The sequence below is a fragment of the Maricaulis sp. genome, assembly GCF_039978735.1.
Classification (GTDB): domain Bacteria; phylum Pseudomonadota; class Alphaproteobacteria; order Caulobacterales; family Maricaulaceae; genus Maricaulis.
In genome coordinates, this window is sequence record NZ_JBDWAS010000002.1 from 37470 (window position 1) to 50931 (window position 13462).

14 protein-coding genes are annotated in these 13462 nt (G+C 65.6%); 3 read left to right on the plus strand and 11 right to left on the minus strand.

Going from position 1 to position 13462, the window contains the following annotated elements; all coding sequences use genetic code 11:
* Positions 1-31: 31 nt before the first annotated feature.
* The 8 genes from ABJO18_RS00595 to ABJO18_RS00630 form a co-directional block, all read right to left on the minus strand.
* Positions 32-424, minus strand: a complete 393-nt coding sequence (locus ABJO18_RS00595; RefSeq protein ID WP_348508320.1) for a VOC family protein — start codon at positions 422-424, stop codon at positions 32-34.
* 14 nt (positions 425-438) lie between these two features.
* A complete protein-coding gene (gene nadC, locus ABJO18_RS00600; RefSeq protein WP_348508321.1) occupies positions 439-1287 on the minus strand; it encodes a carboxylating nicotinate-nucleotide diphosphorylase in 849 nt (282 codons plus the stop codon).
* Positions 1288-1293: 6 nt separating this feature from the next.
* Entirely contained in the window at positions 1294-2820 is a 1527-nt protein-coding gene (locus tag ABJO18_RS00605) for an L-aspartate oxidase (protein WP_348515681.1), read from the minus strand.
* Complete coding sequence (locus ABJO18_RS00610) at positions 2817-3794, minus strand: hypothetical protein (protein WP_348508323.1); 978 nt, start codon at positions 3792-3794, stop codon at positions 2817-2819. The genes ABJO18_RS00605 and ABJO18_RS00610 overlap by 4 nt, the downstream gene beginning before the upstream one ends.
* 10 nt (positions 3795-3804) lie before the next feature.
* A complete protein-coding gene (nadA, locus tag ABJO18_RS00615) occupies positions 3805-4914 on the minus strand; it encodes a quinolinate synthase NadA (RefSeq protein ID WP_348508324.1) in 1110 nt (369 codons plus the stop codon).
* 185 nt (positions 4915-5099) lie between these two features.
* Positions 5100-5357, minus strand: a complete 258-nt coding sequence (locus ABJO18_RS00620; protein WP_348508325.1) for a hypothetical protein — start codon at positions 5355-5357, stop codon at positions 5100-5102.
* Between the two features lie 144 nt (positions 5358-5501).
* A complete protein-coding gene (locus tag ABJO18_RS00625; protein ID WP_348508326.1) occupies positions 5502-6473 on the minus strand; it encodes an NAD regulator in 972 nt (323 codons plus the stop codon).
* Entirely contained in the window at positions 6473-7093 is a 621-nt protein-coding gene (locus tag ABJO18_RS00630) for an HD family hydrolase (protein ID WP_348508327.1), read from the minus strand. Before ABJO18_RS00630 ends, ABJO18_RS00625 begins: the two co-directional genes overlap by 1 nt.
* Before the next feature lie 190 nt (positions 7094-7283).
* Here ABJO18_RS00630 and ABJO18_RS00635 point away from each other — a divergent pair, with 190 nt between their 5' ends.
* The 3 genes from ABJO18_RS00635 (at position 7284) to ABJO18_RS00645 (ending at position 9932) form a co-directional block, all read left to right on the plus strand.
* Entirely contained in the window at positions 7284-9167 is a 1884-nt protein-coding gene (locus ABJO18_RS00635; RefSeq protein WP_348508328.1) for a CocE/NonD family hydrolase, read from the plus strand.
* A 92-nt stretch (positions 9168-9259) separates the two neighbouring features.
* On the plus strand, positions 9260-9634 hold the full coding sequence (locus tag ABJO18_RS00640; protein WP_348508329.1) for a hypothetical protein: 375 nt from the start codon (positions 9260-9262) through the stop codon (positions 9632-9634).
* 139 nt (positions 9635-9773) lie between these two features.
* A complete protein-coding gene (locus ABJO18_RS00645; protein WP_348508330.1) occupies positions 9774-9932 on the plus strand; it encodes a hypothetical protein in 159 nt (52 codons plus the stop codon).
* 171 nt (positions 9933-10103) lie between these two features.
* Here the strand turns inward: ABJO18_RS00645 and ABJO18_RS00650 are convergent, their stop codons facing one another.
* The 3 genes from ABJO18_RS00650 to ABJO18_RS00660 are packed head-to-tail and all read right to left on the minus strand — an operon-like array spanning position 10104 to position 13326.
* Entirely contained in the window at positions 10104-11153 is a 1050-nt protein-coding gene (locus ABJO18_RS00650) for an acyltransferase (protein ID WP_348508331.1), read from the minus strand.
* A gap of 14 nt (positions 11154-11167) precedes the next feature.
* Positions 11168-12211 (minus strand): hypothetical protein, encoded by a 1044-nt coding sequence (locus ABJO18_RS00655; protein ID WP_348508332.1) that lies wholly within the window; start codon positions 12209-12211, stop codon positions 11168-11170.
* Positions 12211-13326 carry a beta-ketoacyl-ACP synthase III gene (locus tag ABJO18_RS00660; protein WP_348508333.1) on the minus strand — a complete coding sequence of 372 codons (1116 nt, stop codon included), beginning with the start codon at positions 13324-13326 and terminating at the stop codon, positions 12211-12213. Before ABJO18_RS00660 ends, ABJO18_RS00655 begins: the two co-directional genes overlap by 1 nt.
* Between the last annotated feature and the right edge of the window lie 136 nt (positions 13327-13462).

Here is a 13462-nt window from a genome sequence, read left to right on the forward strand (position 1 = left end):
AACCCGCAAAAGACGTGCCGCCCGGCCCTCCCTATTTCACCCGGTGGATGGCGCAGAGCTTGTTGCCGTCGGGGTCGCGGACATAGGCCAGGTGCATCGGTCCCATACTGGTTTCGCGCAGGCCGGGCGCGTCCTCGATCGAGGTGCCGCCATTGGCGATACCGGCATCGTGGAAAGCCTTCACCTGCTCGGGCGAAGTGCACTTGAAGCCGATCGTGCCGCCATTGGCGCCGCAGGCCGCCTCGCCATTGATCGGCTCGGAGATGCCGAACGTGTTGCCATCATGCCGGTAGAAATAGCGCACATGGCCCGTCGGCGCTTCGTTGCGCAGGGCCTCGCCTGCACCCAGCGTGCCCAGCACCGCGTCGTAGAAGGTTTTCGAGCGCTCGATATCGCTGGCGCCGACCATGATGTGATTGAACATGTGTTGCTCTTCCCTCAGGCCTCGTCCAGGCCGATATCGAAATTGGGCGCCGAATGCGTCAGCGCGCCCACCGAGATTACATCGACGCCGGTTTGCGCGATATCGCGCACCGTGTCGAGATTGACCCCGCCGGATGCCTCCAGCGTGACCTTGCCGCTGGCGGCGGCGACGGCGGCGCGCAGATCGTCGAGCGAGAAATTGTCCAGCAACACGCTTTCGGCGCCGGCACCGATGGCGGCGTCGAGCTGGTCGAGCCGGTCGATCTCCACGGCGACCCGGGTCATGTGGCCGGCATGGTCGCGGGCGGCCTTCACGGCCTCGGCGACCCCACCGCAGACGGCGACGTGATTGTCCTTGATCAGGATGGCGTCATCCAGCCCGTAGCGGTGCAGCGCGCCGCCACCGGCCTGGACGGCCTGGAGTTCGAAAGCGCGAAAGCCCGGCGTGGTCTTGCGGGTGTGGGCGATGCGGGCCTTGGTCCCCGAAATCGCGTCGACATAGCGGCGGGTGAAGGTGGCGATACCGCTCATCCGGCCCAGAAAGTTCAGGGCAATCCGCTCGGCCGAGAGCAGGGCGCGGGCCTGACCGTTGACGGCGGCGAGCACCTCGCCGGCCTTCACGCTGTCGCCATCGCGCACCTGGACATTCACCAGCGCGTCCGGATCCATCTGCCAGATCGCTTCCACGGCCGGCTGCAGGCCGCAGATCACACCGGCTTCGCGGGCGACGAAATAGAATTTCGCTTCCTGGATTTCCGGGATGCAGGCCAGCGATGTCACATCGCCGCGGCCGCCCTGGTCTTCGGCGAAAGCACGGGTGACGGCGTCGGTAACGACGAAGCGGGGCAGGGGGGAAACAGGCATGGCGTCCTATTCGGCGGGTTCGCGGTAGCGGGCCGGAATCTCGGTGCTGGCGGCAAGGTCGGCCAGGGTCATCCGGGTATGCTGTGCCACGGTGTCCGTGGCGGGGCAATCGGTGCGGAAATGCCCGCCCCGGCTTTCTGTCCGGTTGAGGGCGCCGGTGACGATAAAGCGCGCCGCAACAAGTGCATCCGCGTCACCATGCGTGCCCATAAGACCATCAATAAGGTCACATAGCTGCACCATGGCTGCACCATTCCGCTCCACACCGCAGGCCCGGCTCATGGCGGCGCGGAGTGTCGCGAGTGCGTCGGCGGGAAGATCGGGCGGAAGATCCGGTGCGGGCGCAACAGTTTTGCAGCTGGACTTGCGCTCTGGCAAAGCCGCCGCCACCCGCGCCGCACTCACCAGACCCTCGGCCAGCGAGTTGGAGGCGAGACGGTTGGCGCCGTGCAGACCGCTCGAGGCGCATTCGCCGATGGCATAGAGGCCGGGGATGCTGGTCGCTCCGTCGATATCGGTCATCACTCCGCCCATATGATAGTGGGCTGTGGGGGCGACGGGGATAAGATCGCGGCGCGGATCGATACCCGCCTGCATGCAAGCCGCGAAAACGGCAGGGAATTCCTCCGGGAAAGCCTCGCCGATCGCGGTGCGGCAATCGAGGAAAGCGCCCTTGCCGGAGAGGTTCTGCCGGTGCACCGCCCGGGCGACAACATCGCGCGGGGCGAGTTCGGCATCGGCGTGGACGGTTTTCATGAAACGGTGGCCCGTGCGGTCGACGAGGATCGCGCCCTCGCCGCGCAGGGCTTCGGTGCACAGCGGTGCCGGATCGAGGCCGGCATTGAGGGCGGTCGGGTGAAACTGGACGAATTCCGGGTCCTGGATCACCGCGCCCAGGCGCGCCGCCATCGCCATGGCCTGGCCCTGGGCGCCGGCCGGCGTGGTGGTCAGTGCAAACAGGCCGCCCGCCCCGCCCATGGCGAGGATGGTGGCATCGGCTTCGATCGCCTCGGTTTGCCCGTCCGGCGAGCGGGCCAGCACGCCGCGACAGCCGGCGGCATCGCCCATGAGCGCGGCGGCTTTCCAGCCATTGCGGATCTCGATATGCGGCGCCCGGCGCACGGCGTCTATCAGGGTGGCCATGATCGCGGCCCCGGCGCCATCGCCCTTCACCCGGGCGACCCGGTGGCGGGCGTGGGCAGCTTCGCGGGAGAGCGACCAGGCCTCGCCCCGGCGCTCGAAGGGCGCGCCCAGGGCGGCAAGTTCGCGGACTTCCTGCGCCGCGCCTTCGGCCAGCGCTTGCGCCGCATCCGCGTCGACCAGCCCGGCGCCGGCGGTGACCGTGTCGGCGGTGTGCAGGGCGGCGCTGTCATCGTCGGCCAGCGCGGCCGCAACCCCGCCCTGGGCCCAGCCGGAGGCTGCGCCTTCACCCAGCGGCGCCCCGGTCAGCAGCACGACCGGCCGCGGCGCCAGCTTCAGCGCCGCCCACAGCCCGGCAATCCCGGCGCCGCAGATGAGGACGGGACGGGTCATGGCGCCTCTCCAGTCGGAAAGCCATACAGGTCCATGCAAACGAACTCCCGGAACGCATACCGGGTATCGATTTCAAAGAGTGGCCAACTGTCGGAGCAGTCGCTTGTTGTGCACAAACAGGTGATCGTCCTGTCAGGCTCTGCGCCTGGCGCAAGCGGCTCAAACAGAACCGCGCTCTGTGAGGCGGCGGCAAACTCGCGCGTTCGGAACGGGGAAAGCTCCGACTGCGCGAGAAAATGATCCCAGGCCGGGATCTGTTCATCTGTGAGCGAGGGGAGGGCGAGGACAAAGTCGGACCAGATGGTCTCGATTTCCTGCTGTGCACTCGGCGTCATTTCAATTCGACGCAGCTGACCAACGGTATCCCGGCGGGATTCGCCCGTCAGGAACCGACCGGGATGCGTGTCGACGCTGACGACAGTCGGGTGCTCCAGCCCCCACTCGAGGTGCTCACCCTCCCGGCATTGCAGATGCGATGACCCGATCGTGTCCCGGGCCGCGCGGCGTGCCGGATTCAAACTGTTCGGGAGGCAGACCGGGTGCGCATACCCCGCTAGCGTAAGTGTCGCACCGTTCAACGCGAAGCTTTGAAATGGATCCTCAAAGGCGAAAACGGCAACCACGTTCGCGGGGCGGCCCGGGCTGTCCGCATACGCCGCCGCGATACTTGAATAGAGGCTTCCGGCATAGCCGTCGCGATGTCCGGCGCGGAAGTGCCCTTGAAGGACGATGTGTCCACAATGGATGCTGTCGTCAGACAGCACCGGTGCGAGTTCTGGCAGAGTGATGAACAGTTCGTCGAAGTCGGATGGTTGCGGGCGTGAATCTTCTGGATGCCGCGGACACGATGCTTCAGACGGCACGGAGTGTTCAGCCGGAGCGATGTAGGCCTGCGCTGGCGTGGCCAGAGTCAACTGGAACGCCGCCCACAGCCCGGCAATCCCGGCACCGCAGATGAGAACGGGACGGGTCATGGCCGTCCTCCTAGATCGAGACCAGGTCCACGGGCTTTTCCTGCCTGGCCGGGTCGAAGCTGGCGGGCTTGTCGGGCTTGGGCAGGTCGAGCATGGCCTGGACGGAGCGGCGGGCGCCGTCGATCACATCGTCGGGCACGGTCACTTCATGCTGTTCCAGACGCAGGCAGTCATAGATGTTTTCCAGCGTGATCCGCTTCATGTGCGGGCACAGATTGCACGGCCGGATGAACTGCACCTCGGGCACCTCGACGGCGACATTGTCGCTCATCGAGCACTCGGTCAGCAGCACGGCCTTCTTGGCGCCGGAGGTGCGGGCATAGTCGGCCATGGCGGCGGTGGAGCCGGCATAGTCGGCGGCCTGGACCACCTCCAGCGGGCTTTCCGGGTGGGTGATGATCAGCACGCCGGGATGAGCGTCGCGCAGGTCCTGCACGTCCTGGGCGGTGAATTTCTCGTGCACTTCGCAGCTGCCGGCCCAGGTGAGAATTCTCACATCGGTCTGGGCGGCGACATTCCTGGCGAGATACTGGTCGGGCAGCAGGATGACCGTGTCGGCGCCCAGGCTCTCGACGACCTGCACGGCGTTGGAGGAGGTGCAGCAGATATCGCACTCGGCCTTCACATCGGCCGAAGTGTTCACATAGGTGACGACCGGCACGCCGGGATAGGCGGCCTTGATGCGGCGCACATCCTCGCCGGTGATCGAGGAGGCGAGGGAGCAGCCGGCGCGGGTGTCCGGGATCAGCACCTTCTTCTCCGGCGCGAGCACTTTGGCGGTCTCGGCCATGAAGTGGACGCCGGCCTGGACGATGATGTCGGCCTCGCTCCCGGCGGCCATACGGGCGAGCGCCAGGCTGTCGCCCATCAGATCGCCGACGCAGTGGAAAATGTCGGCGGTCATGTAGTTGTGGGCGAGAATGACGGCGTTCTTTTCCGCCTTCAGCTGATTGATGGCGTGGATCAGCGGCGCCTTGGCCGGCCATTCCATCGGGGTGATGATGTCCTTCACCTTCTCGTAGAGATGGTCCGTCGCGGCCTTGACCTCATCCGTATACGCCAGTTCCGGCCGGGACTGTTCAAAGCCTTCAGGCGTGCCGTCCCAGTTCAATCGGTCCATTCTCTCCTCCCTTTTGCTCAATGTGAGCAATATTGGGCCCCGAAAATGGGCGGCTGTTTTGAGGTGCCGCCCTTATGCTCGAAATGAGCTTTAACGTGATCCGTATATATGCTCACCCTGAGCACAGTGCAAGCCACAGCCGTGCGACGCGATGCCCCGCCGTGCGAATTCCGGAATGAAAGTGATCAGTGTGCGGCGTGCGGGCGCAGGCCTGACAGCCAGATGCCGGTGCCCAGCGAAGCCAGGGCCAGGGCCAGGGCGAAGGCAGGCGCCAGCGGGATGCCGTTGACCATCAGCACCTCGACTGCGGCCACGCCCAGTGCGGCAGGGACGAGGATCTGGACCTGGATCAGCCGGTTGCGCGGAATGATTGCGACGATGGCGGCCACGACGAGAATGACGGGAATGACGGGCAGGTAGAGGCCGGCCACGATAAGACGCAAGGCAAGCACAACGGCCGCGCAAATCGCAAAAGCCAAAAAGGCGTTACGGATTGCCGTCCCGCTCAAAACCAACCCCTCCAAGTACGCATACTGTCGTCAGACGCCTGCATAGTAAGCCTGAACAACTCCCGGCTGCAACACAATTTACCCGTCACGCAACCTGGGAATGGCCAGGCCCAGCGAGGGCAGACCCGCCAGTGCCTCGCGGCGGTAGCGGAACAGTTCGGCCGGACGGCCGCCCGTGCGGCTTTCCATCCGGCCCGTCCCCTCGACGAATCCCGTGCGGTCCAGCGCGCGGCGGAAGTTCTGCTTGTGAAGCCGGTATCCTGCAATAGCCTCGACCACCTGTTGCAGTGCGGAAAGTGTAAAAAGGTCGGGCATCAGCTCGAAGACGATGGGGCGGTATTTGATCTTGCCGCGCAGCCGCGAGATCGCCGTCGCCAGGATGCGCCGGTGATCCGAGGCCATCGAGAGGCCGAAGGCCGGGCATTGCGACGGGTTTTCCACCTGGCCGTCACGCGCCGCCTCGGCGACGAGCCCGGCTTCGTAGAGCAGTTCGTAGCGGTCGAGCACGCGTTCCTCGTTCCAGCCCCCGCCGCCGACACCGAAGACGGTCTTCAACCGGTCATGGCGCGAGGCGCGGCGGCCGGGCACGCCGGCTTCGTCGGCCCAGGCCGACAGGCGCGGAATGATCTCGGTATCGATCAGGGCCGGCTTGCCCTCGCGCCAGTCTTCCCAGGGGAAGAAATCATACCAGCCGCGCCAGCGTCCGCCGCCATCGGGCGGGGTGCTCTTGTCGGGAGTCAGCGCGAGATAGCCGATCGACACGATGCGGGCGTCCTCGGAGCCGGACATCGCGGCGACCGGCGCCTCGCGGCCGCGATCGCCGAAGGTGTAGAGCTGTTCCACATAGCCCAGCTGGAAGTGGGCCTGTTCGGCCACCCAGCGGCGCAGGCCGATCTCGAATGTGCGGTGCCGGGCGGGATCGAAGGGACCGAAGGGCAGGGCCACCCCGCCGCCCTCCTGCGGCACGATGAGAAGCTGCGGCGTATCGCCGTCGACCGAGAGGATCACCGCGTTGAGGCCGACGGAGATGGACTGGCCGGCCGGCTGCATCAGCGCTGTCCTTCGAACTGGCCCAGCACCGTCTCGAAGCGGTCGAGGAAGAGGATCTGGGCCTGTTTTACCGATTTCGGCACGATCTCGACTTCCAGCTCGGCCGGCGGACGGCCGAAGAATCTCAGCGACTCGTCATGGCTGAAGCCGGCGATCTGGGTTGCCTCGAAATAGGCGCAGATCACATCGGCCCGCTTGATCTTGCGCTTGGTTTCCTTCGGCAGTTTCGGCGGCAGGCCGAAACGCAGATGGATCGCCGCTTCCAGCCGGTCCTCGAACTCGCGATAGTTCACGCCCAGCGCCGCCTTGAACGGGCTGATCATGTCGCCGATCACGTATTCGGAGGCGTCGTGCAGCAGCGCGGCCAGGCGCCATTTCTGTTCCAGGTCCGGATAGAGGTGATCGAGAATGTCGAGCACGACCACGGAGTGTTCGGCGACGGAAAAGGCGTGATCGCCATGGGTCTGCCCGTTCCAGCGCGCCACCCGGGCCAGGCCGTGGGCGATGTCCTCGATCTCCACATCGAAGGGCGAGGGATCGAGCAGGTCGAGCCGGCGGCCGGAAATCATGCGCTGCCAGGCGCGCGGTGCGACGGCTTTCTTGCGGGCGGCAGCAGGCATGCGGGTCGGACCTCCGGTTTGGCGGAGAGCGGAGATAGCACCGATGCTGCCATCACTCCACTCCGTGCGCTGTCAGCCCGGGTCTTGCGCTGTAGAGAGCGCCGCGCCGGGCCGTCTTGCACCGCGCGGTCATGGGGTTCACTCTTGGCCGACCAGAACGGTTCGTGAGACCGGCACTCCGGGGGAAAACATGCGACTGATTGCGATGATAGTGGCGCTGGCAGCCTTCACGGCGCCGGCCCTGGCCCAGGACTATTCCAATTATTCCGAAGACGCGCTGCGCGCCGAGCTGGCGCGGATCGCGACGGCCGAGACGAAAGTCCTCGTGCCGATGCGCGACGGGATCGGCCTGTCGACCGACATCTACCGTCCGCGCGAGGCCGACGAGGACGTGCCGGTGATCTTCTGGCGCACCCCGTACAATTTCAACACCCTGTCCGGCAGCCGCCTGCGCATGGCGGTCGAGGCGGTCAATCGCGGCTATGCTTTCGTGATCCAGAATGAGCGCGGCCGCTATTTCTCCGAGGGCGAGTTCGAGATCCTCGGCTATCCGCGCACCGACGGCTATGACGCGCTCGACTGGCTGGCGGCGCAGGACTGGTCGAACGGCCGGGTCGGCACCTGGGGCTGTTCGTCCTCGGCGGAATGGCAGCTGGCGCTGGCGGCGATGGACCATCCGGCGCATGCCGCGATGGTGCCGATGGCGTCCGGCGCGGGCATCGGCCGGGTCGGCGAATTCCACGAACAGGGCAACTGGTATACCGGCGGCGTGCCGCGCAATCTCTTCTTTGTCTGGCTCTACAATGTCGACAATCCGCTGCGGGCGCAGATCCCGGCCGGTCTTGACCCGCAGATGCGCAGCCGCATCGCGCAGTACAACGACCTGGCGACCGACAAGCCGGATGTCGACTGGGCCAGCCATATCTCCTTCCTGCCGGTCTCCGAATTGCTCTCCACGCTGGGCGAACCGCCGGCGACCTTCGAGGAATTCATCGTCCGCACCCCGGCCGATGCGGGCTGGTATGAGGGCGGCCTCTATCATGACAATGAGGACTGGGGCGTGCCTGCGCTCTGGTTCAATTCCTGGTATGACGTGTCGATCGGCCCGAACATGGCGCTTTACAACCATGTCCGCGAGAACGCGTCCGACCGCGCCGTGCGCGACAACCAGTATGTCGTGGCCGGCCCCAATGTGCACTGCAACTTCTTCAATTACGGCCCGAACACGGTCGTCGGCGAGCGCAATATCGGCGACACCAGCTTCGACACGACGGGGCTGATCTTCGCCTGGTTCGACCGCTGGCTGAAAGGCGAGCGCAATGCCTGGGACCGCGATACGCCGCGCGTGCAGTACTACGCGATGGGTGCCAATGAGTGGCGCGGCGCGGAGGAATGGCCGCCGGCCGAAGCCGAACCGGTGCGGCTCTATCTGCATTCCGGCGGCGAGGCCAACAGCCGCTATGGCGACGGCCGCCTGAGCTTCGAGGCGCCGGAGGGCGAGCAGCCCGCCGATACCTATGTCTACGATCCCATGGTGCCCGTGCAGACCATTGGCGGCGGCGATTGCTGCAATGGCGGTATCGTGCATCCCGGCGCGCGCGACCAGCGGCCGGTCCAGGTGCGGGACGACGTGCTGGTCTATACGTCCGATGTGCTCACCGAAGCGCTGGACGTGACCGGCTTCATCGACGCTGTGCTCTATGTCTCCTCGGACGCGCCGGACACGGACTTCGCCGTCAAGCTGGTCGATGTCGCTCCAGACGGCACGGCCTGGATCGTTGACGACACCATCCTGCGGGCGCGCTATCGCAATGGCTATGACACACCGGAGATGATGGAGGCGGGCGAGGTCTACGAACTGGATTTCACGCCGATGACGTCGAGCATCGTCTTCCAGCCGGGTCATCGCATCCAGGTCGAGATCACCTCGTCCAACTTCCCGAAATTCGTGCGCAATCTGAATACGGGCGGCAATAATTACGACGAGAGCGAGGGCCGTGTGGCGACGAATTCGGTGCACCATTCGCCCGAGCGCGCCTCCTATATCGAACTGCCGGTCGTGCGCTCGCGATAGCGCGTGCGTGAGATCGCCGCATCCCGGCCGGACGGATTGACCCGCCCGCAAAAACGGGGTGCGATATCAGTCAACTGAAACAGGAGACCGAGATGGGTCTGACACGTGTGGTGATGCGGCTGGGCCGCAATCCTGACGCCGGCTATCCCGATGGCGACGAGCAGCATGGTTATGTGATCGTCGCGCCGCTCGACAAGGACGGCAAGCTGGACCTCGAATTGTGGCGCGCCCACAAGGAAAAATGCACCGTCGACCGGTTCTCGCCCGATCCGGACGAGAAGGCCGATGGCTGGCTCTCCCATCGCGGTTCGCACTGGTATTTCCGCTATGACGAGGAGGATGAGGGTCCGGACGAGCCGGTCTTCCGCCTCGGCGACCACACGATGCGCGTCGGCGATTATCTCACCATCCACGAAGCCGATGGCGACGACCTGACCTACCGCATCACGGAGGCCACGGCCGTTTAGGCTATATCTTGTGCCTGGTGGAGTGGTTGGTACTTGATTGTGTGCTTTCTACGTGCCAGTATGCGGATAAATTCAGACTGAGAGGTCTGTATCGAAAGCCCGCCCCTCCGGCGGGCTTTCTTCGTTTGAGGATGCCCCCATGGACGATCTGTCGTGTTGGGTGCGCCTCTTGCCGTGGTTGGCCGGGCTGGCCAGGATCCTGTTTCCGGGATCGGGGCCCCGCACCGAGGAGACGCGTTTGCGTGTCCGCTCCGGTGACTTCGAGCTCGACTTCCACACCCGCAAGACGCGCGACTGACACGTTCCTTTCGAACTGAATAGCCAGTTCGAAAAGCGAAAGGGTTTGGTCTTTCATTGCAAATAACACGTATTCGCAATGAAAGGTTTTTAGCTCAGCCCAGCAAGCGGGGCAGGTGTTGGGGGGCGTCCTACTCGGGCCCCTGGGGGGCAGGAGCGGGGTCGGGTACTTTCAATCGCCGGCCCTGTCGCGGGGCGGCGGCGCATACCGGTCGATCAGCCGCCGGCCGGCTTTCAGGAGCGGCATCTCGACGGCGATATGGGTCAGCCAGCCCAGGGTGATGCAGGCGGCCAGGGCGAGGAGGTAGAAAAGCGGGCTCCACAGGCTTTCCGGCAGCAGGCGCGCCAAGGCGCTGATCGCCAGGAGATGGCCCAGATAGATCGCATAGGACCAGTCGCCGATGCGCGCGGCGAGGGCGGGCAGGTGCGGTTTCCAGGCAAGCCAGCCTGCCGTGATGCCGATGGCGAAGGGGGCAAAGACGGGCACGCGCAGGGCGGCGGCATCGATCGCGTCGAGCCCGCCGCCATGGGTCCAGACCAGCCCGCCGATCATCCCGGCCAGTGCGACCACCGTGAGCGGCCAGCGCCAGGCGGGCAGCCGGTCGCGCAGCACCGACAGGGCGATCCCCGACAGGAAAAGCAGGTTGAACGGGCTGAAGGCCACGCTCAGCCAGGGTGAGACATCGCGCGGCATCAGGACGGTTGCGGCAATCGTTGCCGCCGCCCACAACCCGGCCGCGCGGACCCGCCAGACGGGCGGCAGGGCCAGGGCCAGTCCGAACAGGGCATAGAAATAAAGCTCGTGCGTCAGCGTCCAGCCGACCAGCAGGATCGGCAGGTCGTGATGCGGGATCAGGGTCAGCGAGGCGATGAGGTCGAGCTCGGCAAAGGAGCGGGTCAGACTGTCGCCGAAAACCAGATAGCCCGCCAGCGTCAGCCCGGTGAAGATCCAGTAGAGCGGAAAGATCCGGTTCAGCCGCTTGAGGAAGTAGCGCACATCCAGCCCGCGACGGTCGCGGTAGAGATGGTGGATGATGAAGCCGGACAGGACGAAGAAGACGTCCACACCGGCGAAGCCGAAATAAGCCGTCTGGTCGAGCAGCGTCGTGGTGAAGAAACGCGCATCGGCCTGGTGGATATGGGCGAGCACGACAAGCAGGACTGCGACCATGCGCAGGTGCTGAATCTCGACGATGGTCGTGTGCCGCCCGTGTTCCTGCATGATCGCGGCGCCGGCTATTCGCCGGCCGGATCGTTCGCGACGAGGGCGATATGGCGGCGGTCCGGGCTGACGGCGAGGCGGGTCACCCCGTCGATATCGTGCACGGCCAGATCGGCGACCGAGTGCCAGGGGGCGTCCAGCGTGCGCGTCATCAGCACATTCTGGTCGACCGCAAAGAAACCGTCCGTGCCGTCCGGCAGGGTGAAGACGGCATAGTCCTGGGTCTCGCCGGGCAGGTCGAAACGGTGTTCCGGCGTGGCGCCGTCGAACCCGGTTTCAAAGACGGCAAAACCGCCATCCTCGCGCGGCAGGGTGAAATAGACGCTGTCATGGTCCGGCGCGGCGTAGAGCGCGCGGCCGATGCCTTCGGCGGCGGTGACAATCCCGGTGTCCTCGAACCGGCCGAAGACTTTCAGCGGGAAGCCCTCGTCCAGGCTGAACACGGCCAGCCGGGTCATGTCGGCATTGAAGGCGTAATAGCCGTTCGGGCCGACATCGGAGGCCGACCGGGCATTGCCGCCATCCGGTGCGTCCAGCCAGACCTCGCCGCCATACCCGCCGGGCGCCTGGTAGATATAGGACAGCGCACCGCCGGCCGGAGTCGGACGCGGCGAGTATTCCCCGGCATCCGGCGTGTCGGTGATTTGCGTACGCACCGTGCAGTCCAGGCTGCAGCGCCAGATATCGGTGTGCTCGCTGTCGCCGGAGGTGAAGTAGAAGCTGGTACCGTCTTCGGTGAAGGCCGGCTGGTTGTCATAGCCGGGCCGCGCGGTGGCATTGGTCAGCGTGCCGATGGCCGGGATATTGCCGACCCAGCTGAGCGGGGCGATGTAGATGTCGACACCCGGCAGGCCGGCGGTTTCGGTTTCGGCCCCGGTTTCGGCCCCGGTTTCGGCATCGGCGTCCGCCTGGGCGGTGTCCTCTGCGGCCTGTCGCGGGGCGGCCGCATCTTCCATGGCGTCCGGGCCGTCAGCGGCGTCCGGTTCGGGCGCGGGGTCGGAACAGGCAGCGATCAGGCTCAGGCCGGCCAGTGCGGCCAGGGTGTGTATCGGGCGCATCAGCGTTTCCTTACGGCAGCCGCGCCGACACCGTAACCGGCGCCAAAGGCGCACATCACGCCGGTCTCGCCGGCTTTCATATCGTCGGAATTCATCTGGAAATTCATCACGACGGAGGAGGAGGAGGTGTTGCCGTACTCGGTCAGGATGGCCGGTGCATTCTCCTCGGTCCGGTCGCGGCCGAGAATGCGTTTGGCGATCATGTCCACCATGCGGATATTGGCCTGGTGCAGCCAGGTGCGGCGCACATCCTCCGGCGCCAGACCGATATCCTCCATCATCGAGCGCGCAACGGTGGGCGCAAAGCCGACCACATCCTTGAAGACGCGGTGACCGTCCTGGTCGAGATGCGGCTCATAGTCCGGATCGACCTGGCGTTCGGCGATGTTGATGAAGCCGAAATCCGAGCGCAGCGCCGAGGACCATTTGTTCTGGGCATGGGTGCCCAGCACGTCCCAGCCGCCCGGCCGGCCGTCATCGGCCTCGACGATCATCGCCGCCGAGGCGTCGCCGAAGATGAAGTGCACTTCGCGGCGCGAATGCACATTGATGCAGGTCATCAGCTCCGGCGAGCAGATCAGCAGGCGTTTCGCCTGGCCCGAGCGGATCATGCCATTGGCGATGTGCAGCCCGTAGAGGGCCGAGGCGCAGGCCATGGTCAGGTCGAAGGAGAAACCGTCCGAGCCGATGATGTTCTGGATCTCGCAGGAGACGCCGGGAAAATTGCGCTGCTGGGCCGAGGAGGCGACGATGACGCCGTCAATGTCCGACCCGTCATAACCGGCCGCCTCGAGCGCCGGCTGCACCGATTTCATGGCGAACTCGGCCTGCACCGAGACCTCCTCGATCGGGCGCGGCGGGATTTGCGGCACCATGCGGTCGATATCCAGAATGCCGGACTTCTCGTAGACATGCCGCCGCTGGATGCCCGAAGCGTTGACGATGAATTCGGTGCTGGACAGGGGGACAGGCTCGATCTCGCCAGCCGCAATGGCTGCGGCGTGTTCCGCGTTGAACCGCCCGGCATAGGCATTATAGCTCGCGACGAGCTCGTCATTGTCGATGACACTGGGCGGGGCCCAGTAACCGGTCGCCCGGATGACGCTGTCTGTCACGGTTCCCGACTCTTTCTTCCCGACTTTTCGCCAGCGTAAAGCATGCCCGCCCCCGATCAATCCATGCGCGCATTGCCGGGCCCGGACTGCCGCCCGAAAAACGAGCAAACCTGCCCGATTGTGCAGCGCACACGGC